This is a genomic window from Chitinophagaceae bacterium C216, assembly GCA_028485475.2.
Taxonomy (GTDB): domain Bacteria; phylum Bacteroidota; class Bacteroidia; order Chitinophagales; family Chitinophagaceae; genus Niabella; species Niabella composti.
Window position 1 is genome coordinate 2,943,928 of sequence record CP144143.1, and the last position, 25,386, is coordinate 2,969,313.

The window sequence follows — 25,386 nt, forward strand, 5'->3', positions numbered from 1 at the left end:
TTTATTTTTGTTATAAGATTGTTTCCAGTTGTTTAATATCGATGGACCAGGTAGGATTAAAGTCCGCACTATCCATGTACTTCAATATGCTATAATAAAGCTGCCGTGCTGCAGGATCATTTTGAAGCTCGTTGAGGGGGGCCATACATACTAGAAGACTCCCTTTTCCTACCCTGACTTCCCAAATAAGCCCCAACTTATGATTCCTATCGATATTATCAATTACTTGAACGAGGGGCCGATAAGCCTTGGGTAAGGTATCCAAAATAAAAGGTCTGGCATTCTTAACTATAGACCACCATTGCCAGCTGGTGTAAAAATCAGTTGGAAAATATTTAAACAAGGGATGTTGTGGATTCGTCAATATACCTAAAGTTCCTGCAGACACAGGCCTTTTATTACGTACTGCTCCTTCCTTAAAGACCTTCCAGTTCCAAAACTCTGATATGTACTGTCCTCCAACACTTTTGCTTTCAATCATATCATGTCTTGGGAATAGTAATACATTACTACCTGCTAGTAATTTTTTCTTTATTTGTTCATCAATACTTTCTGCGATTATTACTGATGGTGGTATATCTAATGATTGGGATGATGGATATACCCACAAGGGATAAGCATTCTGCTGATCTGTATCTAGTATTTTTACTCTAACTTCCAGCTGTGAGGGCTGCCTAATTCCTTTAAGCACAAATGTAATGTCCCCACCAACGTGTATATTGGAATCCTTCCCGGAGGAGATACGAGTTGTATCAGTTGCCAGTACCCTTTTCTTTTCATCGACGATCAGCCATTGAATCTTTTTATTGATTACATTTTGAGGACTAAAGTTTATTACTTGAATTTTCGCCCTAAACAATTCATCATTCGTCCATACAAAGCGATCCATACAAACTTGTAGCGTAATATCATTACAAGACTGTCTAAAAACAGATGGTTCAATAAGACCTTTAGACTCCATAAAAGCATCTAACAGGCCTACAAGAGCAGTTCCCTGACCGGGAAAATCCTGCAGATCTAGCAGTTGAAAACCTGCAAGTCCCGGAGTTGCCAAGGCCATTTCAATTTCTCTGCGATAAAGCTGTGCAGTTAACATTCCTGAGGCCTTGAAAAATGAGTCAGCCTGATTAAGCATTCCAGCCTTTTGTAGTCTTTCTTTAAATATTTGCATATTTAAAGGCTTAAGCACTCCCGTATATTTTGGAATCTCTGCATAATTTGGATACACCTGATATTGCCCCATTTCGTGGGAGATTATGGGTAAATGCCAACCTTTTATAGCCTCCGAAAAGTTTCGGGTAGTATTCGGATACTGATGATTCAAAATCCCACTATTCAAATCCTCGGTAGTAGCAAAAGAGCCACGAACATCAAATAAACCATTATCGGTTTCCTTCCCAGTTCGCATTGTTGTCCAAAAATCATCATATTGTCCTGGATGAGGATTATTATAAAAAGCATTCGTACCAAAAGCGTATAACCTCCTCCCACCATCATAATGCTTCAATGCCGAAACCAATCGATTATGCACAATTTCATCTCCTGCAAGTTCATTACCCAAAGTAAGCATTACAAAAGAGGGATGATTTCCATAAGCATCAATTATAGCCTTACCTTCATTTAATTGATACTTTGCGAACAGTGTATCTCCTTCTTTAAAATCGGACCAATTCGGCAATTCGGCATGAATATAAATCCCCTCTATATCTGCAGCCTCAAAAGCCGCTTTTGGAGGTGTGTAAGAGTGGAATCTGTAATGGTTTATCCCATAAGACTTTGCAATTCGATAAATACGCTGCCATTCCTCAACAGTTGTTGGAGGAAAGCCTGTTAGAGGGAATACACAACTTTCATTTTTACCACGCAAAAAAGTTACAATATCATTAATCGCGAATCGAGTGCCTTTTGCTTTAAAACTTCTGAAACCTGTGATAATAGATACTTCATCCAGCACCACACCACCTTTTAATAATGATATTGACAATCGATATAATGCCGGATTATATTCACTCCACAGCTGAACATTATTATCTAAAGAATATACGATTTCGCAAATCGAATCGGTAGAAGCATTATCTAAATCGTACGATACTGTCTGAAAGTTCCCCATTGTATTTTTAAACGGATATAATGAAACTTGGAGTTTGTTTGCCTTTGAAAAAGCTGCGGGCGGTCCAATAACCTTGATAAATGCTTTTCGGGAATTTATATCTGTATAGACTTTTACTCCCTCTATCCTCTCCTTGTTGACTGCTTCCAAGTATATGGCACCTATAATACCATTCCAATTAGTTTGCGTATGCTCACTTATAGCATGAGATCCCCCTACATGCACTAGCTTAGGGTTATTATTTACACAGATTGTTATTGTATGCCAACCCGGAGCCAGATAATCTGGCAATTTAAATGATTGTGGTGCCGATAAAATACTGCTTGAGCCCACAAGTACATCATCTATCCATACGGAAGTAACCTTAGTGCGCTCTAGATATAAATAAATGTCTTTTCCTCTCCATGATTCCGGAATATGAATACGACGTTGATACCATGCAGCTCCCGTGTATTGCGATAAGCTATTTAAATGAGATGTAGTTGCTTGCTGGAATGGTATACCTTTTCCCCATAACGCCATCGTTCCAGGCAAGGAAACCGTTTCGGAAAATATACTATCCATCCAACAATTTTGCACCCCTATACCAGATGAATCTATTCTAAATCCCCATGCACCATGCAAGCTAATGCGCTGCCGTATGGTAGTATTTTCTTCCACAGCCCAAGAGCTCACAGTACACAAGTATTGCAAGCCAATCAATAATGTATATCTGATAAAGAAATTCAGCATTTCGTATGTAGCTAGAGGAACTTTTGCACAAAAGCGCCCGGCAGTTACCTATCATCATTTACTCTTCAAACCTATTTCGGAAAACAACAAAAGAGAATAGCTAATTTTTCGAAAAAGATAGATTTTATTACGTTACTGCTTTTTCAATCTCATAAATCGGGTCAAAGCCTCAATGTAATAGTAATCTGCATAAATTAACGGTACATCTATATCTGCATTTCTAGGGTAGTTTCCTACTCCATGCTTTAAGATAAAACCTCCATTAGTACCAATAGAAGCCCTATACTCGGCTGATGACAGTGTCTTCAATATCTCTGAAGCTACTTTAAGATAACGCTTCCCATCCTTATTATCCACATAGCCAGAAAGCTCAATTAATGCGGAGGCGATAATAGCACCAGCGGATGCATCACGCGGCTCTAAGGGAATTTTGGGAGCATTAAAATCCCAATAAGGAACTTTATCTTTAGGCAAGTTGGGGTGATTCAATAGAAAATCTGCGATGCCCTTGGCTTGTTTTAAATAAAGCACATCTTTGGTTCCTCGATACATTAAAGTATATCCATATAATCCCCACGCTTGACCTCTTGCCCAAGCAGATTCATCAAATGCGCCTTGCACTGTTTGTTTCTTTTGCACATTTCCGGTATGAGGATCATAAATCACTAAGTGATAGGAACTAAAATCAGGTCGAAAGTGATGCCGAAGTGTAGTATTAGCATGGGTTACTGCTATCTTATAATAGCTAGAGTCTCCTGAAATTTGAGTAGCAGCCAATAATAATTCTAGATTAACCATATTATCAATGATCACCATAAAACGTCCAGGATCTGAATCCCAAGAACGAATACAACCTACCTTTTCATTAAAACGGCTGGCTAGTGATGCAGCACTATTCAGAATTATTTCTTTATAAGAAGATTGTGGCGATAAACGATCTGCATTACCAAAAGAGCAATACATCATAAAGCCTAAGTCATGCGTAGTCTTATTGTATTGCTCCTTTTCAAGAATTTTCATCTTTCGCAAAGCTTCATGATACAAAATGCTATCGCCGGTATACTCATACAGATACAATAATCCGCCGGGATAGAAGCCTCCCACCCATGGCTCCGAACCACTTGTAGTCAACCGATCTTCCTTTTCTTTCCAGCTAACAGGAAAACGATCGGCTTCTAGTCGTTGCATCATAAACCTATATTGCTGTGCAGACTCCTTTAAACTTTTATCAAATAGTTTAAATACTTTCCTGCTTACTGCGGGGCGCTGCGCTATAATGCTGCTAGTTATTAACAATACATAAGCTAATAGAACAGATATCTTTTTCATTGCAAAGTCTTTAAGTTCAGATTAAAAAAATGAAATAATTTGTTCAGCAATTATTTCATGCCCCTTTTGATTAGGATGATTGCTTTGAGCCATATACTCATTAATATTCTTACCACTCAGTGCCAATTCACGAAATGCAGCATAGCTGTCTACCAAACCAATTTTGTATTTTTCAGCCAATTCTATTAACTGCTTTGTAAACTGTTGCAATACAGCATTGGGACTTCTGATATCTTCCGTTAAATCGGGAGAAGGTGTAAGAAGAATAACTTTAATGTTATGCTTTAAAGCAGTAGCAATCATTTGTTCCATTGCCTTACGAGAGGCCGCTAACCCAATGGCTCTATCATTTAATGCGTAATCAATAAATAAAACATCTGGACGATGAGATAGCACCTCTTTCTTAAAGCGTTTGGCACCTTGTACGGAATTTTCTCCACCGATAGATGTAGTAATACAGTTAATTACCGCATAGGGATAACGTTCTTTCAGTTTTTGCAAGGTCAAAAAGGGATAAGCACTTAACGTATGTACATGGGGTGTTCTAAAATAACCTGTGGGAACCGAATGTCCATGAAATACTAAATTAATAGTTCGATTTTTGGGCCATTGCTTCTGAAACTCTTCCTTAATATCCTTAAGATATACCTTGGAGTCAGCTTGAGACAAAGCTGAGAAACTACTACTTAATACCAGCAAAAATATAGAAACACACAGCCTTAGCATCATTTTATCGCTTTTATTATTAAAGTAAGTTTTCTATTATAATTGTTTTTCCATCTTTAGGAAGTGCTATCGTTTTTGCGTGCCTATGTGTTGTAATCGTCACCGTCGCACCTTTATGCGTAGGATCGCTTATATAAATTTTACCACCTTTGACTAACATTAGACAAGCTTTATCAACATTAATTTTTCCTTTCTTATACGGTACTGTTCCCGCATTATGAAAAGCTGCCATTAATACATTCTTTTTTAAGTGCACGGCCTGGACATTCTCATCATTTGAAATAACACTCCAATGAGGTCGTCTTACTAATTTGTTCACTGCAGCCGTTGAATTAGCTCTAGTCAAAACATATCCTGTCGCATTATTCTCCTTAGAATTATGGTATATAACGGGTGTAAATACTTTTTCTGTAATGACAGTTTTAGATTCTGCTCTATTAATATCATGCCAGCTTCCTGTAACTGATTTTAACTGAATTTCCATATCAGAAGACTCAAGAAGGATATATGCAAAACCGTTATGATAAACCCACGATACACCATGAAGCACATGTGTCCCCTCAGACAATTCAATACTGTTGAGGTCGGTAGCAATACTACCATGCCATCTACACTGATCTATTGCTGTATATATACGCCCAGGAATTTGCTCATCTTTTATGCCAGCTATAAGACAAATAATGAAATCCTCGTAACACACCCATAGCTTCTTCGCCGATAATTTTTGCCTCCCTATACTGTCTTTAATTACATAATCCATTACAGATACCCCACTCACTCCATCGCTAACGCTTCCTACAAATTCTTTACGCTCTATAGCATGAGCTCCTTGAAACGCAGTAACGCCAGGAAGCCTATTCCAATCCCATACAGGCATTAAGTCCGTATACTCTTCTCCTGTTCTAATCAAGTAAGCATCACAGCTATTCAGGAGTTTTCCTTTTAGGTTCTCACGATTAATAGACTCTGTAGGTAATGTACGTGTTGAAATAGTTTTCAGGAAAAAGCTAAATTCGGGTCTATGATATGCTGCAAAATCGGAAAATGGGTAATAACGGAATCCTTTCAGCGAACGACTTTGGTTCATCACGGCATTCATTTCCATCAATTCCCTTTTTCTTTCTGGACTCACTGCTACAATAAAAGGGATAAGAGGCCTGATATCAGCAGCTCTCAATTCTCCTTTTCTTGATGAAGAACGATCCATTGTGCCAGGAACCGTATATATTCCTCTGGCCATCCATTGCCAACCATTCAACACAACATCTGTTAATATCTGTACTTTCTCATCAGGAAAGGCAAGACTAGTACCTCGCAACTGCCAGGCTATCCGTAGACTTTCCCAGATATAAGCCTTGCCATATTGGTACATCTGCAGTCTCGCACCATGTTGTTGAAAACTGTAATCGGGTTGTATTCCTTCTCCTCTTCCTATCTTGACTTCTTTGACTATGAGGTCTCTACAACGCTGCATCAGCTGTAAATCATCAGTGAGTGCTGCATAATGCAAGCCAAGATCAGCACACCAAATTAGGTTACCGGCTAGATAATGATCATTCACTTGTAGCTGTGCCATGACCGACAATGCTTTTTGCCATCTATTATCATCTAAATAATGGCGAAGCAGGATAATAATATCTCGCATATAACGCGGCACCCCAATTTGGTTATGCCACCAGTTTGAGCTTTGATAGCGCTTCTCAGTCCAGTGATCTATAGCCTTTTCGATAGACCGTAATAAAGAAACATCTTGATAAAGTGCATTATTAGGTTTAGTAAATAAAGTAGCCATCGCCTGCAGTCTTTTCAAATGCTCAGACACATTCCAAGCCGCAGGTTCTGTATCCTGATAGTTAATATCCGACCACGTCCCATCCGGTCTTATAGAGTTATGCAACTTTTGTACATATGCAATATCTGTAGTATCTATCTGTAATAAATAACTACGATATCTATTGATAATAGTATCGCTTTGCCCATAACCAGAGAAGGCAAAAAGCAAGCTAAATAATATCAGAATGACATATATTGAAAAAAAACACCGTCTCATAATCATCTTATCTTTAATTGAGCATAACGCATCAATGCTTCTATATAATAATAATCAGCATAACTCAACGGAACATCAACTTCGACATTTCCCGGAACTCCTCCTGATGCATGTTTTAAAATAAAGCCTCCGTTACTACCAACTGTGGCTCTATAATTTTGAGAAGACAATGAGGTAAGTATCGATTCTGCAGCTTGTTGATATATCAAACTTTTGCGCTTCTCTACATATCCTGACAGCTCTATTAAGGCTGAAGCCGTAATTGCTGCTGCAGAAGCATCTCTCGGTATTTCCTTATAAAGTGAAGGATTATAATTCCATTGAGGATTATACCCTACTTGGCCTACATTGAAATCCCAATAGGGAATTTTATCCAATGGAAGATTTTTATGATTCAGGAAAAAATCCGCCATTTTACAAGCAGTATGGAGAAACCTCCGATCCTTCGTTTCTCTGTACACCATGGTAAACCCGTAAATTCCCCAAGCTTGTCCACGCGACCAAGTAGAATTATCAGCAAATCCCTGCTGCGTTTCACGGCTCTTTACTTTACCGGTATGCTCATCATAATCCACAACGTGGTAACTACTAAAGTCAGGACGCAAATGATTTTTCATTGTGGTTTCAGCATGCTTAATAGCTATCTTTTTAAAAAAAGGATCTCCCGTAGCTTTGGAGGCAAAAAAGAGAAGCTCCAAATTCATCATGTTATCAATAATTACAGGAAACTTCAACATTCTTTTCTTATCAAGCGACAATACACTATCCCAAGATTTTATACATCCTACACGAGGATTAAATCGTGTAGCTAAAGACTTTGCCGACTGTATTAAAATTTCCTTATATCTCACACTATCCGGGAAAAGACGAAAGGCATTGCCATAACTGCAATACATCATAAAGCCGAGATCATGATGTTCGGTCATGTTTTGCAAATCTTCCATTCTTTGTAATTTCTGATGCGCCGCCTTCCACAACTCCATATCATTTGAAAATTCGTACAGATACAATAATGTACCGGGATAAAAACCAGAAATCCACGCCTTATTACTGACAGTATACACCTTACCATTTTCATATGTCCTGGGCCACTGGTCGGGCTGTAATTGTTGCATCAAATAATGGTATTGTTCAACAGACGTCATTAAGGCGTTTTGTACAATATTCAATACTTCTTTACGAGGTGCATTCCATTGTCCCTTAGCATTCGAAGAACACAGGAAAGTTAATAATACAATAATAGCTTTCATCTGGATACTCTCCATCTCAACTTTTTATTTGACAGCTTTGTTTTCAAACAATAAACGTAGCTCCTTTAGTTCTACCGATGTCTCCGGATTAAAATCATCACTTGCTACATATTTTTTTAAACTATATAGTAACTGCCTCGCTACAGGTCGTTTAGAAAGATGATGCTTTAGATCAGTATTTACAATTAATAGTTTCCCCTTCCCTACCCTTACTTCAAATACAATTCCTATCTTTTGTGGTTTATTCCAATCGGGGATCAATTGTACAAGCGGTTTAAATCCATAAGGGAAATGATCTAAAACCATAGGCTTGGAATGAGAAACTATATCCCACCATTGCCAATTAGAGTGATACTCTGTAGGGAAATATCTGAGTGCAGGATGACCGGGATCGCATAGAATTCCTAGCAAATTAGGGGGCATGCCCGACCAAACCGTATTCCAGGAAATACCCGAAAAGCCTGGAACAACATCCGTAATTATTCTTGAAGTATCGGCAAGTAATAATACACTACCCCCTTTTTCTAAAAATCGTTCCACCGAAACACCCCACCAGTCAGCTATCATAACCTTTTGCATAGCAACATCAGGTAAACGCGCAGGGTATACCCACACATCCCAATGATTACTGCAATCCGTATTAGCAATACTTACATTGAATCTCATTTGTACAGCCTGCTCAATATCGGAGAGCGGTACTTTAATCTCTCCTAATGTAAAAGGACTACCAATAGGTATATCCATACCCTCAAATGAACCGGATGCATATATTTTACCATCCGGCAGCTCAAATGTCCATTGAATATGTGCAGAGCGGATGACAGCGCTATCATAGTTAGCAATCTGAATAGTACCTTTGAATACCTGATCAGAGGTCCAAGTAAAGGATTCCGTTCTTAATAATAAAACGCTCTTATTTTGAAATCGATTAATTTCTTTTGCGCTTGCAAATGGTTTAGGATCCCAGAAAATATCTACTAATCCTACAGGTGCGGTTCCTTGTCCGGGGAAATCATTCAATTGTAAAAAATGATAACCGGCCATACCTGGAGTACGCAAATAAGACTCAATTTCTTCCTTATTTTGAATTACTTTAAACTTCCCCGAAGCCATCATAAAGTCTCGAGCCTGATCAAGCATATGCTTATCACGCAGAAGTTCTCTGAATAATTCATAATTATACGGTTTTAATACTCCGGTATATTTTTCTATTTCCTCAAAATTGGGATAAGAACACCATTGTCCCACTTCATGTGTAATAATAGGTATAGGATGCTTGGCTACATAGTCTGAGTAATCATACAGCGTATTTAATGCTTGCTTATTAAACCTGCTATTTAGTCCCTCTTTCCAACGATGTGGCCGAGGTCCATACAGAACATGATAATCATTTTCATCCACTAAAGGGTATGCTGCACTACCGGTATAAAGACGGCGAGAATCAATGGCTTTCCAATGAGAAACCTGCTCCGACAAAAACTCTTTTACTTTAGGGCCTACCAGCTCGTTGCCCTCGCAAAACATGATAAACGAGGGGTGATTACCATAAGTTCTTAAAATATCTTCAGACTCTTTTCTCAAAAAGGCATTTACCAAGCTATCTTTTCCTACAGTAAACCGCCAATCAGCATTTTCGACTTGCAAATAAACACCTAACTCATCAGCGGCCTCAAAAGCAGCATTAGGAGGACACCATGTATGAAAGCGCATTGCATTCAACCCGTAGTCTTTGCAGGTTTTGAAAATACGCATCCATGCCTCTTTATCCATGGGAGGATAACCGGTTATTGGGAACTCTGCACAATTAACAGTTCCTCTAATAAAAAGAGGCTTCCCATTTAATTCTAATCTTGTCCCGCTAGTTCTTATAGAACGAACTCCAAATTTCACTTCATAATTATCACTAAACTTGCTATTCGCAGCAACAGCATGCAGATTTAACTGTAAACGATAAAGAGCTGGTAAGAACTCATCCCATGTTTGAACACGCTCTCCTAACGAAACCGTTACATCCAGAATCATCAAGGAATCCTTACCCCCAAAAGATATATGGGATATGGGAATCTTTATTGACGAATCCACATTAATAGTTTCTCCATTAATTTGTAAACCACCTTGTATATTTTGTGTAGTTGTATTTAGAATATTTATATGCAGCTTCGCTTCCTTTCTAGCTAGATCAGGATACACTTGCACATCCCTTATACTCACCTTATCAAAAGCATTCAGCATTATTTGTCCGATAATGCCATTCCAATTAGTTTGTGTTTCTTCACTGATGGCATGGGCATATTCAATATTATATATTCTATCATTATCTACTTTCAATAGTATCTTATTGTTTGTTCCTATTTTTAATAATGGAGTAATAAGATATCGATGTGGTGTAGATAAGCTTTCTCGCTTCCCTGCATGCTTGCCATTCACCCACAATTCGGTTAACCAATGAGTCCGTTCCAGAAACAATTCAATCTCTTTATCTTTCCAGTTTTCAGGAATAAAGACTTCCTTTTCATACCATGCAACTCCTTTATACTCATAAGGTCGTGTAAGTCTTAAAGAAGTAGTAGTTTGCGTTTTATACCCTTTGTGATTTTGGTCTGTTGAGCCTGGCAGTATAACAGTTTCGGCAAGAGAAGGTAATAGTTGTACTCCATTGGCACTGATTCCGGCTTCAAATGGATCCATTTTAAACTTCCAGATCCCAGCCAGTGAAACAGATGCTTTACCAGTCGTAGTGTGCTGAGCATTTACAAAGTAAGAAATGCCCATAAGGAATATCAGACTAACAAATAGTATTCTTATTTGAGCTATTAAATACATAAGCATACACACTAAGAGTAAGTTCCAACTATCGTTACTACCGATTTAGAGGGGATAACCACTTCATCAGAAACTCCATTTGATCTTTTGAGATCTTTATTATAATCCGTAGTATATAAATCAATATTTTGTTCCACACCTTGAATTTTTATTACCTGTTCTTCACTCCTCGTATTCACAGCAACCAAAACAACTCTTCGAGATGTTACTTCTTTGTATGCTGAAATCCAGAAACCTGCACTTGGCTTATCAGCCACATCCAGATGTATCCTTTTCATCCCCGGCCTGATAAAACGGGAGAAATTCCCGAACGCCCATAACTGTTTCGATGTAGACACCTTACCATCATTTTTACAATCTGCGATATTGATATTACCAGAAGGTGCATTGATATAAACCAACGCATCACTATAATCATAAGGGCTCATAGCCAACCACCACTGCCAAGAGTTGACATTAGCTATAGTTAGATCATGATGAATAACCTTAGCCACATATAATCCATAATCAATACCGGTATTTCGGGGAGCGCCTTTGAACTGATTGCAAATATTACCTAATATACCAAATTCTGTTTGCCATACATCTAATGAAGGAGCTACCTCATTAATCTTCTCCCGTACAGCAGTTCTTACCTTCACTAGCTCATTATCTGGACAAGTAGTAAAGTAACTGTGAGCTGTGATTGTTGGAGTTATTTGTGAAAGGTCTCCAATATATAATGGAGATTTTTTTGAAAAAAACACCTCGATTTGATTGCCTCTGTTACCCTCGTTTCTTTCGTACAAAAAGTTCCATTGCCCGGCCTCAGCAATAATAATCTTGGTATGCTCTTGTTGCATTCGCTTATCTAACTCTCTCACTAATGCCACTACCTCAGCATTAGTAGCCTGAGTTCCTTCCTGGCTGCCACCTGTCGCATTACCCCATTGCCATTGAGGCTCGTTTACAGGGCTCAAATAATCAAATTGGAAATATCGCGCTACGGAAGCCAAAAAATCAGCATAGGCGCCCATCTTACCAGGCTGAATATTCAAATTAGGCTGATCAGTTCCATTATAGGCCTTACCATTCTTTGTCATAAAGACGGGTGGCGTAAGAGAAAAACCTAACGTATATAAAACACCTCTCTTTTTTGCAGCTTGCAGAAACCATTGTTGTCCTTTCTGTTTATTCCAGTCGTAATTACCGTCTGCATCTAAAAAGCACTCCTCTCTTCTCCACTCATCAGTAATATTACTGGAAACTCCTTGTTCATAGCTTCCACCACCAATATTAAATCGCCATAAAGACAATCCAATACCTTTAGGACTACCATCGTCCAAAGTATCCATGCTAAAGAGAAGATCAGCTATATAATCTTTCTTTTGCTGATCATTCCACTCCCCAACAAACTTCGCAGTCCAGCAATCAGAAGCTCCAAAACTGTGAATAGTCTGCATTTCCCTGGAGGGAACTACATTCACAATAATTTTATGATTAAGCGAATCATCATTTATTTCCTTACTTAATTTATCGCATGCTAAATGAAAGGAAGCTGTTATTATCATCGCCAGCAACCCCAGTTTCTTATTTTTCAACCTACTTTCGTTTAATGATTAACAAAGGCATTAGGGCCCAATTCGAACCAATCTCAGCCGATTAAGAATTAAATCATAGGAAGCTTCATATGTTCCAGCAGGAGACGTAGAAAAGCCCCAGTTTGCTCCACCTGAACTTGCCCCTACGGGACCAATAATTGTAACAGGATCTCCATAATCGTCGACCATCGCAGCACGGGCAGCAATTAAACGAAACCATCCTTTATTCCATACATCATCACCCGTAACAGCCAATGGTGCATTTAAACTCATATTGGAAGAACTACCTATTGTTTTAAAAGTGCCCTTAAATAAATATTTATTCTGACTATCCCGCATCAATTTAGGAGAAGTGGCTACTTCTGTCCAACCACCTGCGCCACCATCGACTGTAGAACCTGTCACAGACATATATTCCCACGGAGCGCTATCTGACCAACCAGGATATTTTATAGGATCTACAGGCAAGGTGGGGTTATATCGAGTAGCAGTAATAGTACGCTGAGACATATCCACCGTTATGTGATAATAACCCGGATCGTCCGAAGGCAAGCCAAAACTAGCATCATCAAGATTTGTGGTAATTGTTCCTGGCTGACTTTTATGCAATGCGGCGACATTCTCTCCAGTTAAAGAATAATTGATTCCAGCCTGACTGCCTCCGGTATTATTAAATGGTTTATCATTCCCAATAAATGCAATGAATCGAATATTCTTCTCACCTGTATAATAGTAGTCGATCAAAAAAGTATTAGCGCCTTGTTTTTTCATTGAATAAATTGTACCGATGCCTCTACAACCACCATAATGATCATAACCTTGAGCTGTCACTTCATTTTGATTCTTGGCATCAGAAAGATAGAGTCGATCCACTAACCCTACAGAAATAGTGCCTCCCACTGTTTTCTTATTACCGCTAGCGTCTATGGAACGTACAATATACTGATACTGTCCTACTTTACCACCAGGGAGTGAAAAATCTTTTAAGTAATGATACTGACTCTTATCAGCAATATCGGCAAACTCAATAATTTCCGAATGTTCTATGGCCTCTCCATCTACTGCTTCTCCCCATACCTTCACTTCAATCCGTTCTAATTCCTGATCTGTAATATCTGCTTCAATATTTATAGATATAGGCTGGGGAGAAAATCCAAGAAATTTTGTAGTAGTAGGTTTAAGCAACACAATATCTGGAGGAAGTATATCCGGATTGTAACCTGGAATTAAATTCTCTGACGATAAGTCTTCAACGGCAATATTCTTCTTAACTACTCCTCCCTTAGCATTAGTAATAATGAGCTCCAGCACATGCTCTGTTCGGTTTACATCTTTAGACACGTTAAAAGTATCTTTAATAGTATACAAAGCTGGGCCGTTTAATTCAATTGTTGTATCTAGTCTCCACTCTCCATTCTTTATGCGAATAGAATGAATCCCTTCATTATCGGAAACACTCATATTCACAGCAAGCTTATAATCTGGACCGATCCATAGAAGTTGTGCTTCAGAACTGCTTAATTGTGGCAAAGGTAGTTGTTCACTATCGCCAAATGTTACTACCTTATCGCAGGATACAGCACCAAAAAGTAACAGGATGCAGCCAAAAAGCCAAGGCAATATTTTCATATTTCAATTATTTACTACTTATAATAATTATATAATTTATCCACTAACCTTATCTCACATTAATTGTGGTCGATCGGTAATGAGAGCACAACTACCATTCAGGATTTTGTTGCAAGGCTCCTTTACTTTTTAATACTTCCACTTCAGGTATAGGATATAAATACATCTTATTGTAGAATATGCGATCCTCCGCTTTTACTACCTTATAATCGAAAGTGCCGTCGGATTTTTTTTCAATACGCATGGCCATGATAGGCATATTTTCCGTTATGCTAGCAATTTTCCAACGACGCACATCAAAAAATCTATGCTCTTCGAATGCCAACTCTACTCTCCGTTCGTTACGAATACGCTCCCGCATCTCTTCTTGTGAAAGCCCCGGTGGTAATACAGGCATGGCCACACCCGGACGCTGCCGCACCAAATCCACGGCCATCTTGGCTGTCATAGAATACCCTTGTGTCACTTCAGGTCCATAGGCCTCATTCATAGCTTCCGCATAATTCAGTAACACTTCCGCGTATCTAAATAAAATCCATACATGAACACTGCTAGTATTCTGCTCTAGGTTCAAACTTTCATCAACAAACTTTCTGAGATAATAACCTGTAGTAGTAGCTCTTAGCTTTCCTAAGCCATCAAGCCCCCCTACCCAAGGCTCTACAGGTCTCCCTTTGAACGTAACATTATTGGTTAGGATCGAATATCCCAGTCTGGGATCTCTATTAGCATAAGGATTGGCGGGATCATATCCTGATCCAGGTTCGTTAATCATCATCCCGGTAGTCTTCATTTCATAGGCATCTACAAGGTTTTGTGAAGGAGAAGTACTTCCCTGTCCCCCCTGCGTATATCCAACCGGGTAGTTTAAACGCTCAAACGTGTTAGAGGCTCCGGCCTGTATTGCAAAAATCACCTCTGGATTTCCATCAGCTCCATTACCCAAACGGAATAATCCCTGATAGTTATTATGCAACGCATATCTTCCCAGTTCAATTACTTTATGTGCTGCTTCAGCAGCTGCAGCCCACTTTGATAAATCATTACTAGGATTGTGCAAGGGACTCGCTGCATATAGTAATGTTCGTGCTTTAAGTGCCAGCGCCACGCCCTTTGTAATTCTACCACGCCACTTCTCTGAAGAAAAACCTACCCAAGTGTCTTTTAGTTCAGGAAAAGCTTCATCGCATTCTCTAACAATGTAATTCACGCAAGAATCAAAAGTGCTTCTAGGCTTTTGCGTCAACTCTTCATCTGTATAACTGGTACGATCTACAATAGGTACACCACCATATCTTTTTATTAACTCAAAATAATATAGCGCTCTTAGCACTCTCACCTCAGCACGTAACCAAGCGATATCCTGTACATTGGCTTCGTAAGTAGCTTTATTAGCAGGATCTGTAGTATCGCGATAAATAATTTGTTTATAATCTACTGACTTCTCTAAAAATAAATTGGCCCTACGAATCCCCTGATAAAAGTGCGCCCAGCAATCCTCAGGATTAGACACAGCATTCCATGTACCTGTATTAAATTTGTGAATATCTGCAGTAGGTTCTGCATGATCTGCTTCATCAGAAGCTGAAGCTAACATAGCATTTTGAATACGACTAAAACCAAATCGGTTATACAAAAAAGCATATACCCCGAAGCCAGCCTGTTGTATTCGGTCATAATTCACAAAGACATCCTCTTCCTTGTAATTCGATTCAATCTCCCGATCCAAAAATTTACTACAACCTGCAAGCGTTGCTATCATTAAAAGGCCGCAGATTATTTTTATATATTTCATCGGTCTACTTTTTATTAATTAATTCAAAACTTTTACGTCTATGCAATTAAAATTTTACGCTAAGGCCTACAGCATACGACTTAAGCGTTGGATACCCCATGCTTAATGTAATCGGATCTACATTGATGGCAAGATCATCCCAGGTAATTAGATTATAACCACTAACGTATATTTTCAGATTATCCATACCTGCTTTTTTAACCATCTTGGTTGGGAACGTGTAACCAAGCTCAATATTTCTTAATCTTAGATAGTTAGCATCACGAACCCAAAAAGTTGATGGCTGATAATTGTTCGCATTAGCCTGAGTTGTCAAACGAGGGAAAGTAGCAGTAGCATGAGTTTCCGGAGTCCACCTACCTTCCATGGCCCAGTCAAGAATATTGTTATTATTAAGAAGGGGTCTAAATAAATATCCATTTAAATAAACACTTTTAAGTCCAACACCTTCAAAAAACACATCAAGATTTACTCCTTTATAAAATACACCGGCATTGATACCATAGTTAATGCGGGGATAATTTTGTTTTCCGATGGGAATCTGATCATTGATATCAATTATACCATCGTTATTCTGATCTTTATACTTCAAATCGCCCGGACGTACCACAGAAAATGTATGTACTGGACTAGATATAATATCACTTTCATCTCTAAAGAACCCTATAGCTTCCAAACCGAAATACTGCCCTACAGGATGTCCTTGACGATAACTATAGGCTTCTTTCTTAGGAGCTTCCCAGCTTTCTTTAATTTTATTATAAGTATAACTAAATAGTCCTCCTATGTTGTACCTAAAATCTCCACCACCCCCATTATAGTTTGCGACTATCTCAGTACCATAATTAGCTACCTTTCCTTTGTTCACCATCTGTCCTGATGTATATCCGGCTATTGCAGAAATTACATTGGACATATCTACAAGTATATGCGTTCTATTTTCAGCAAATACATCAGCATTGAATGATAATCTATCAAAGAAGTTTGCATCAATTCCAAAATTGAAAATTTTGGCACGCTCCCAGGTGATATCCGGATTGGATCTAGCTAACTGCACCAACCCATTATACCAAGTTTGACCGGTTCCAAAATAGGCCCCCTGACTGCTCGCTACACCCCAATACTGATTATAATTAAACCGAGAGGCTCCTTTATCGTTGCCGGCAATACCTGCTGAAGCTCTTAATTTTAGGTAATTCACCCATTTATTATCCTGAAGGAATTTTTCTTTGTGCAGAAGCCATCCTGCAGAGATAGCTGGGAAAAACCCAAAGCGCTTGCCAGGAGCATAGTTTTCAATACCGCTGTAAGAAAGTACACCTTCTACAAAATATTTGTCCTTTAATCCATAGTTAATACGAGTGGCTAAGTTTTGCATCGCAAAAGGAGACTGATTGCCTAACACGATATATCTATCCTGTTGAAAAAACATCATTGCATTAAAGGAATGATCTCCAGACTTCTTGCCATACTCAAAGCCTCCTTGCATAATAAGACGATTATTTTCATAATCACCACCGGTTACTACCGTCAAATCTGTACTCAAGCCTCTTTGTATATAATAAAGGGAGTCTTGACCATTTATGCCACGGGTAACAATGGGCTCAAAGTAAGCGTAGTTACGTGTTTTATCATATCGATTCTGCAATAAATTGTCAAACAAAAGTGCTCCGTATATTTTTAGTCCTTTTGTAATAAAGTCTAATTTCTGTGTAGCTCTAATATTCATTTGTACATTACGATCATGACGCGACTGATATCCTTTTTCTAATAAATCACCGATTGGATTTCCAGGATATGCTGCAGTGCCTGTTATTTCGCCATCAGGAGTTCTTACTGAGTACAAATTAGGAGCATAAGTAAGCATGTTTTGCCAATAAGTGGCTGTAGCCACAGGAGGAAACTTTCTGTCTTGAATATTTCCACCTAGCCCGGCCTGCACCAACAGGCTTTTAGTAAGATTTATATCCAGATTAGCTCTAAAGTTCAGTTGATTGTAATTAATATTAGAATTACTTTCTTGATCCGTATGCGCATATAATCCCTGGTTATTTACAAAGCCCAACATCACAAAATATTTGGCAGTTTCGTTCCCTCCATCAAATGTTACCGAATAATCTTGTATTGGGGAGTTATTCCGCAATACTTCATCCATCCAGTTCACATCAGGATATAGATAAGGATCCTTTTTCTGCTTATATCCTTCAAGTTGTTCATTAGTGTATAAAGGCGGCAAACCATCATTTGCTAGCGCTTCATTATATAAGCGCGCAAAATCATAAGACCCAGCCATTTTAGGGAGGATAGTAGGAGATTGCCTACCATATCTTAGATTCAATTGAATGTTGTTCTTCTTACTAATCTGCCCTCTACGAGTGGTAACTAGCAAAACGCCATTACCTCCTCTCACGCCATACAAAGCTAAAGCTGCCGCATCTTTCAGTACAGAAACACTTTCAATTTCATCAGGCGACAGGAAACTAATATTATTAACTTGAATACCATCCACAATTAGCAAAGGAGCATTATTCACCATAGTATGGTATCCTCTAATCATAATTGAAGGTTCATCAAACCCTGGGGCGCCTGGAACATCTGTTATCGTTACACCCGGTAGTTTTCCAGTAAGGGCGTTAGTTAAAGTAGCCGTTTGTATTTTTCTTATCTCAGATCCGCTAATACTGGATATTGCCGCAGTTACTTGATCTTTATGCTGTGCTCCATAAGCAACCCTTACTGTTGAATCGGGATGGGTATCGTACTGCCCTGCCTGTGCGTTTATCTCCATTGTAAACACACTTTGAAACAACAATAGCGATAATAATCTTAATGTTACGTTTTGTTTCATCAGTATCTTTTTTACCCCTTTAAGGAGGTCAGTTATAATCATTATGCTTTAACTACTGCTCTGCTTATTTACCATTGAGGATTTTGAACAATATATCCGAGATTAATTTCACTAATTCGGAAAGGATACAAGTACATTTTATCTTCCCAAACCCTGTCTTCAAATCTTTCTAAATGATAGGTTGCAGGGTTACCATCTTTTAAACGTAATCCGTACATACCACCTCGCATCACGCCCTCATTTCCTGCAATTTTCCAACGACGCACATCAAAATATCGATGCTCTTCAAAGGCCAGTTCTACTGCTCTTTCCCTTCGAATTTTTTCACGCATATCTTCCTTATTAGTATAAGTATAGTCGGGCATATCTACTCGATTCCGAATTTCATTCAAAGCCCAGATGATCTGACCCGGGTCTCCGCCTATTTCATTTAAAGCTTCTGCATAATTCAAATAAAACTCTGCTAAACGGAATGTAATCCATTTGGGAGGAGGATTGGAACCATTTCTTACGCCCTTCAGAAATTTTCGCAAAAAGCCTACACCGTTATAAGAGTCAAGCAACTTACCTCTTTGCTCATAAAAATGATATACAGTGCCGGAGCCACGGTCCCATTCTTCACCGGAATAAAATACTGAAGCCTGAAATCGAGGCTCAAGTTCACGCAACTTACGTCTGTACTCTGAGTATGGATAATCTACACCAGGCTGTTCATCCCACACCTGGTCAGTTCCATCGGCTTTTTGATAAAACTTGGTAAAGTTTAATGTAATGCCCACATTCACTGGATCAGAACCGGTGTATACCACCGTACCTGGAGTTAAGAAGCGCACAAAATAGTTATTAGTGCTAGTACCCATAAACCCTGCATCAAGTATAATCTCGTTCACACTAGGATTAATAAATATTTCTTCATATCTATCCACAGCATTAGACTTACCTCTGTATAACTCGCACCAACCACTCTCATTTGCAGCCCAATCCAATACGGCTTTATTTGCATCTGCAGCCAACTTCCACCTATTGGGGTCATAGTTTGTATACCCTACCATCGCACGAAGCTGGGGGTCACTTACGGGCACGTAGGGTGTTTCAGAATTAAACAATGGACTTGCAGCATACAACAACACACGCGCCTTCAAAGCAAGTGCCGCTCCTTTAGTTACCCTTCCACGGAATCGACTTTCATATTGATTAGGTAGAAATTTTGCTGCTTCATCACAACTGCTTACAATAAAGTTTACAGTTTCTTCAAAAGTGCTACGAGGAATTAAAACTTCTGGAATATCTGCAGAACTAGTAACCTTAAGCACTCTATCGACAATAGCTACTCCGCCTAATCGTTGCATCAAATCGAAGTGCATTAAAGCCCGGAAGAAAATTGCTTCGGCTTTCATCGCCGCTTTCTCTTCATCAGAAATAGGTGCTTTGTCGATATTCTCAATAAATATGTTAGCATTTCGAATTCCTTTATAACAGAATTCACTTCTGAATTCATACCAGTAAATATCTGTAGAGCTCCAGGTTCCTTTATTAAAAGCTTCTGCACCTGTAATATTAGAAAAAGCATCGGCTTCATCACAAGCTGCAGCTACAAGAGTATAAGTAGCTCCGTAATGGTAGAAACCATTTTCTCCCGATGCCCAATAATAGGGGAATTCGAAAATAGAACAGGTTTGATAAACCGTCCACAAAAATTGTTCGACCCGTTCTTTAGATGAAAACACTGCATCAAGGTCGATATCACTACTCTGAGGTTTCTCTAGATACTTATTGCAAGAAAAAAACGAAATAGCTATTATACACACTAGCAATAAGCGTCCGAAAAACTGATGAATACTTTTATTTATTGAGAACTTCATATGAGAATATTTTTATTTTAAAACTCCAATTGTACACCTCCGTTAAATACACGCATGGGTGGATAGACTCTACCCCATAGTTCTCTTGCATCAGGATCTTTCGCATATTTTAAATGATGCCAGGTAATAAGATTATTACCGCTGAGATACACACGGAATGACTTAAATCCTTTTTTCCTTAACGATTCGGAAGAAAATCTATATCCCATCTCTAGGTTTTTCAAACGGAAATAAGAAGCATCTTGTATCCAAAAAGTGGATGGCTGATAATTATGCCCACGATCTGGCGATACCTCTACACGGGGGAAAGAAATTTTTTCACCGGCAGCATAGCGCTCAGGATTCCAGCGCTCCAAATGCCACTCTTGAGCAGCTCCCCAGGATGAAACGAATGGATAGGCTGCCGCCGATGCAAAGCTCACAGAAACATTTTCTGTACCCTGAAATAGGACTGTCATATCAAAGCCTTTCCACGAAAAACCTCCAGTCAACGTATAAGTAATTTCAGGCCACTGACTATGCCTCACTGCGCCCATATCGTCCTCATCAATTATACCATCTCCATTCAAATCTTTATATTTCATATCTCCGGGTTGTAAACCTCCTGCACCTTCCCATTTTGAAATAGGACGATTAGGATCGTTAATCTCATCCCAGGAGTTATAGAATCCCTCGAAGATCAATCCAAAATACTGTCCTAACGGGCGTCCTGTCTGTCTTAAATACTCATACCTTCTTTCAGGCTCGTCTTGAAATATAATTTTATTACGTGCAAATGCATAGCTCCCCTTCAGCCAGTACTGTACCATGCGTGTACTGCCGTTATATCCCATTTCTATTTCATATCCATGATTGTTAACTTTACCAATATTGGCAGGTGGCAAAGTAGCTGCTACGAGCTCAGGTACAGTAGATAAATACCAAAGGATATTATCTCTTTTCTCTTTAAAATAATCGGCAGTAAGAGAAAGCCTATCATTGAAGAACCTTAATTCAACACCTACATCCATTTTTTTAGATCGCTCCCATGTCACATTAGGATTACCAATATTTCCTTCGCGATACATATTATAACGTGCAAAGTCTACACCCGGATTTCCAAATACAACAGCCTGATTTCCTCCATTCCCTAAGGTAAAGGGAGGATTAAGATATAGATAACGTTGTCCACCTATTTCATCATTACCAACTACACCATAAGACCCTCTTAATTTCATGAAGGAAACCCAAGCATTTTCAGGAAAGAAAGATTCCTGAGAAACTACCCATCCTGCCGAAACGGAGGGGAAGAACCCAAAACGATTTCCCTCTGGAAAGTTTTCAGAGCCGTTGTACCCCATGTTTATTTCGGCCATATAGCGATTGCGATAATCGTACGTGATACGCGAAACAACACCTAAATACACATGAGGCAACTTGTATTGCAAGCTGGGAGTGATATCCCGAGAAAAGTTACCTAACACCAATGCCCCTACATTATGAACATTATTGAATAAACGCTTATATTCCAAAGCCGCTTCCGTATAAATTCTACGCCATTTATTAGCATCCCCTATACTTTCTGATAGACCGCCGAAAGGTCCTTCATCTGAACTTTGGTATAGTTTATAGCCGGTAGGGGATGATGGGTCTTTCATTACTGTCCATTTGGGAAATGCCTTACTTCTTGCTTTATTTTTTTGATAGTAAGTATCATATGCTCCCATGGCTCTCACTGACAAGCCTTTGGTAATTTTATCTAGTTTATATACAATAGACAAATTAGTATTTAAAGTACTTGAATACTCCTCATTAAGAAAAGCACCAGAAGCACTAGTTGGCCCGGCGTCTCCCCAAGGGTTAAAATTGGGAACATTGCCAGGAAGTCCAATTACTCGTTCAATATACTTCCCTTCTACAAATACCGGACTAGTCATAGGTGGCCTATTAGCAGCTTTATCAAAAGCCGCCCAAGCGCCTCCATTAGGAATACTATTTTCAGTAACCTGGTTGCCCAATTTAATTGCAATAGACAAGTCATCATTAGGCTTAAAATCAAAGTTCATCCGCACATTATACTTATCGTAATTGTGTTTATAGGGAAATCCCAAGCTTTGTTCAGGCTCTCTGTATCCTCCACTCTGATTGAAATAGCCTATAGAGCTATAATACTTGACTCTCTCCGTGCCACCAGAGATATTAGCATTATAAGATTGTTGAAACGAGAAAGGTCTGATTAACTCTGCAATCCAATCTTTACTCGGGTGAAAAATGGGATCAGCACCGGATTTATAAAGCTCTAAATCTTCCGGCGAAAAAGTAACTCTGTCAGGCGCAATTCCGCCATTCATTTCAGCTTCATTACGCAATACTGCATAATCGTACGAATTAAGATATTTAGGTAAAACTGTAGGCTGTATTGCAGCCACATTGCCGGTAACACTTACTCTAGGTTTACCAGACTTACCTTGCTTTGTGGTAATCAATATTACACCATTCGCTCCCCGAACACCATATACGGCAGTAGAAGATGCATCCTTTAAAATACTTATGGACTCTATCTCGTTTGGATCAAGATTATTATAAGTATCTCTAGGCACTCCGTCGACTAATATCAATGGATTTCTACCACTGGAGTTTAAGGTTGCCATCCCTCGAATGTAAATAGTGGCTTTATCCTTACCAAACTCACCGGAACTTTGTACCGCTTGTAATCCAGGAGCCATACCTATTAAAGCATTACTAATGCCTGCCACCGGAGCACGCACCAGATCTTCTCCGGTAACAGTACTTATAGCACCAGTAACCGTCACTTTCTTCTGCTCTCCATAACCCACCACTACAATTTCTTCTAATAATTTATCATCCGATTCTAATGCAACGTTTACAGTAGTGCGTTGATTTATCGATTCTTCTATGCTTTTATAACCTACTAAAGAAAAAATCAATATAGCGTCCGACTGAGTATAGTTTAATACATAAGCACCATTATCATCGGTTGACACACCAATTGAAGTATTTTTCACAGTCACATTCACCCCTTTTAATGGTAGACCCGTCTTTATATCAGTAACAATTCCCGATACACTCCTTAATGTGTCGGTTTGAAAATAAATTGAATGGTTATTTGTAGTTGCGTTTCCGATAAACGGTAAAGATCCAATACAAATTCCGAATAGGGATATCAATAATAGCAATCGGGGCATCATAAATACCTGTTTTAATAATTCTTAGTCTGATTGAGTTGCACTCTTCTACTCCACACAAAAAGTAGTTATATTTTAATCCTGCTCATTCATCAATAGAAAATACACCAGATGGATATTTCGCTAATAATCGTTCGCGTGCAATTAGTTTATCAACCTGTATATGATTTAAGTTTGAATGGCAAGACCTATTTCAAGTAATCGTTACTACAACCAGTTTTTCAACTCTTGTGAATGTAAAGTTGACCCAATTTCGTCCATGAATCAATAGACATTTTCAGGAATTTGATGGACTTTTTTATGCTGATAGTAAATACACTAATTGGAGATATGATCAACACAATATTGCTTGCCTATTATCAAGTTATTAACTTTGTATATAGTCATGCTGACATCCACACTCATCAAACGTAATAAAGAGCCTTATTAAACAATCAATATTTTACTAACAAACTTTAATAGATACTACAATAACTATATGAAAAAAACCGATCAGGAAAATAAAAAAGTAAAAGAAGGCTTTTTAGGGCAGAAGATGATCGTGCTTCCGCCAGGTGTTATCAAAAACATGACACAAAATCCCATTACTGCAGCCTTACATCCTACAGCAGTTGGGTACTATCCCAGAGCTGCAAGGCACGATAGAGAACGCAAACACGGCAGCCCGCAATACATACTATTATATTGTATTGAAGGCTCCGGTACGATATATGTACTTGGCAAAACTTTTACACTAATGCCAAATACTTTTATTATCATTCCTCGTCAAAAAGCACATCATTACAGTAGTAGTGAAGAGAACCCTTGGAGTATCTATTGGGTGCACTTTGCAGGAACGCAAGCCGATGCTCTATATAAAAGATATGCAAAAGATGATATGCCTGTAGTACAAAGTATACCTTATGATGAGCAACGTATTAATGTCTTTTCCCTGCTCTACTCCATTTTAGATCAGGGTCTTAGTATGCGTAATCTCGAAGCCAGCAGTATTCAAATGATTCAATTTCTGTCTTCTTTTATTTATCATGAAGAATTATATCCTAATTACTATCATGAAGATCAAATCTCTAAATCAATTGAATATATGAAAGCTAACCTGGATAAGAATTATAGCATACGCGAACTTGCTTCACAATTCAGATATTCAGTCTCTCACTTCTCCGACCTTTTTAAAAAGAAGGTCGGTTACTCACCTATACAGTACTTCAATCAACTTAAAATTCAAAAAGCCTGTCAATACTTAAGCTTTACAGACTTAAACATAAAAGAAATATGCTTAATGATTGGGTTTGAGGATCCTTACTATTTTTCAAGAATGTTTAAAAAACTAATGGGCATATCACCGGCAAAATACCGCAGTCAATACAAAAAACAATAGCACACATCGTTTACATACTCACTTCTCATAGAGAGAGCCATATGAAAAAAGGAATAAATACTATTATTGGTCATCGCTTCCCCTAAAGT

The 25,386-nt window shown here is 38.6% G+C and carries 13 protein-coding genes; 1 reads left to right on the forward strand and 12 read right to left on the reverse strand.

Annotation, left to right across the window (positions count from 1 at the left end; genetic code table 11):
* Nucleotides 1-10 precede the first annotated feature (10 nt).
* The 12 genes from PIECOFPK_RS12685 to PIECOFPK_RS12740 form a co-directional block, all read right to left on the reverse strand.
* Nucleotides 11-2,785 (reverse strand): sugar-binding domain-containing protein, encoded by a 2,775-nt coding sequence (locus PIECOFPK_RS12685; RefSeq protein ID WP_409966057.1) that lies wholly within the window; start codon nt 2,783-2,785, stop codon nt 11-13.
* 189 nt (nt 2,786-2,974) lie between these two features.
* Nucleotides 2,975-4,171: a glucuronyl hydrolase gene (locus tag PIECOFPK_RS12690; protein ID WP_330973907.1), complete on the reverse strand. Its 1,197-nt coding sequence runs from the start codon at nt 4,169-4,171 to the stop codon at nt 2,975-2,977.
* 21 nt (nt 4,172-4,192) lie between these two features.
* Nucleotides 4,193-4,900 (reverse strand): SGNH/GDSL hydrolase family protein, encoded by a 708-nt coding sequence (locus tag PIECOFPK_RS12695; protein WP_330973906.1) that lies wholly within the window; start codon nt 4,898-4,900, stop codon nt 4,193-4,195.
* Nucleotides 4,901-4,916: 16 nt separating this feature from the next.
* Nucleotides 4,917-6,953 carry a polysaccharide lyase family 8 super-sandwich domain-containing protein gene (locus tag PIECOFPK_RS12700; protein ID WP_409966058.1) on the reverse strand — a complete coding sequence of 679 codons (2,037 nt, stop codon included), beginning with the start codon at nt 6,951-6,953 and terminating at the stop codon, nt 4,917-4,919.
* Entirely contained in the window at nt 6,950-8,212 is a 1,263-nt protein-coding gene (locus tag PIECOFPK_RS12705; RefSeq protein WP_409966059.1) for a glucuronyl hydrolase, read from the reverse strand. Before PIECOFPK_RS12705 ends, PIECOFPK_RS12700 begins: the two co-directional genes overlap by 4 nt.
* A 9-nt stretch (nt 8,213-8,221) precedes the next feature.
* Nucleotides 8,222-11,026 (reverse strand): sugar-binding domain-containing protein, encoded by a 2,805-nt coding sequence (locus PIECOFPK_RS12710; protein WP_409966060.1) that lies wholly within the window; start codon nt 11,024-11,026, stop codon nt 8,222-8,224.
* Between the two features lie 5 nt (nt 11,027-11,031).
* Nucleotides 11,032-12,600, reverse strand: a complete 1,569-nt coding sequence (locus PIECOFPK_RS12715; protein WP_409966061.1) for a glycoside hydrolase — start codon at nt 12,598-12,600, stop codon at nt 11,032-11,034.
* Between the two features lie 30 nt (nt 12,601-12,630).
* Nucleotides 12,631-14,229, reverse strand: coding sequence for a hypothetical protein (locus PIECOFPK_RS12720; protein ID WP_409966062.1), 1,599 nt, complete (start codon nt 14,227-14,229; stop codon nt 12,631-12,633).
* A gap of 91 nt (nt 14,230-14,320) precedes the next feature.
* Nucleotides 14,321-16,024, reverse strand: a complete 1,704-nt coding sequence (locus PIECOFPK_RS12725) for a RagB/SusD family nutrient uptake outer membrane protein (protein WP_330973900.1) — start codon at nt 16,022-16,024, stop codon at nt 14,321-14,323.
* A 46-nt stretch (nt 16,025-16,070) separates the two neighbouring features.
* Nucleotides 16,071-18,872: a SusC/RagA family TonB-linked outer membrane protein gene (locus PIECOFPK_RS12730; protein ID WP_330973899.1), complete on the reverse strand. Its 2,802-nt coding sequence runs from the start codon at nt 18,870-18,872 to the stop codon at nt 16,071-16,073.
* A gap of 68 nt (nt 18,873-18,940) precedes the next feature.
* Nucleotides 18,941-20,734, reverse strand: coding sequence for a RagB/SusD family nutrient uptake outer membrane protein (locus tag PIECOFPK_RS12735; protein ID WP_409966063.1), 1,794 nt, complete (start codon nt 20,732-20,734; stop codon nt 18,941-18,943).
* A gap of 17 nt (nt 20,735-20,751) precedes the next feature.
* The gene (locus PIECOFPK_RS12740) at nt 20,752-23,922 is read right to left on the reverse strand and encodes a SusC/RagA family TonB-linked outer membrane protein (protein WP_409966064.1); all 3,171 of its coding nucleotides are present in this window, start codon (nt 23,920-23,922) and stop codon (nt 20,752-20,754) included.
* A 475-nt stretch (nt 23,923-24,397) separates the two neighbouring features.
* Here PIECOFPK_RS12740 and PIECOFPK_RS12745 point away from each other — a divergent pair, with 475 nt between their 5' ends.
* A complete protein-coding gene (locus PIECOFPK_RS12745; protein ID WP_409966065.1) occupies nt 24,398-25,297 on the forward strand; it encodes a helix-turn-helix domain-containing protein in 900 nt (299 codons plus the stop codon).
* The last annotated feature ends 89 nt before the right edge of the window (nt 25,298-25,386 follow it).

What these genes read in the sequence shown, in the direction of transcription:
- PIECOFPK_RS12690 (WP_330973907.1), bottom strand. Translation starts at nt 4,171, where the DNA reads ATGAAAAAGATATCTGTTCTATTAGCTTATGTATTGTTAATAACTAGC.
- PIECOFPK_RS12695 (WP_330973906.1), bottom strand. Translation starts at nt 4,900, where the DNA reads ATGATGCTAAGGCTGTGTGTTTCTATATTTTTGCTGGTATTAAGTAGT.
- PIECOFPK_RS12700 (WP_409966058.1), bottom strand. Translation starts at nt 6,953, where the DNA reads ATGATTATGAGACGGTGTTTTTTTTCAATATATGTCATTCTGATATTA.
- PIECOFPK_RS12705 (WP_409966059.1), bottom strand. Translation starts at nt 8,212, where the DNA reads ATGGAGAGTATCCAGATGAAAGCTATTATTGTATTATTAACTTTCCTG.
- PIECOFPK_RS12710 (WP_409966060.1), bottom strand. Translation starts at nt 11,026, where the DNA reads ATGCTTATGTATTTAATAGCTCAAATAAGAATACTATTTGTTAGTCTG.
- PIECOFPK_RS12720 (WP_409966062.1), bottom strand. Translation starts at nt 14,229, where the DNA reads ATGAAAATATTGCCTTGGCTTTTTGGCTGCATCCTGTTACTTTTTGGT.
- PIECOFPK_RS12725 (WP_330973900.1), bottom strand. Translation starts at nt 16,024, where the DNA reads ATGAAATATATAAAAATAATCTGCGGCCTTTTAATGATAGCAACGCTT.
- PIECOFPK_RS12730 (WP_330973899.1), bottom strand. Translation starts at nt 18,872, where the DNA reads ATGAAACAAAACGTAACATTAAGATTATTATCGCTATTGTTGTTTCAA.
- PIECOFPK_RS12735 (WP_409966063.1), bottom strand. Translation starts at nt 20,734, where the DNA reads ATGAAGTTCTCAATAAATAAAAGTATTCATCAGTTTTTCGGACGCTTA.
- PIECOFPK_RS12740 (WP_409966064.1), bottom strand. Translation starts at nt 23,922, where the DNA reads ATGATGCCCCGATTGCTATTATTGATATCCCTATTCGGAATTTGTATT.
- PIECOFPK_RS12745 (WP_409966065.1), top strand. Translation starts at nt 24,398, where the DNA reads ATGAAAAAAACCGATCAGGAAAATAAAAAAGTAAAAGAAGGCTTTTTA.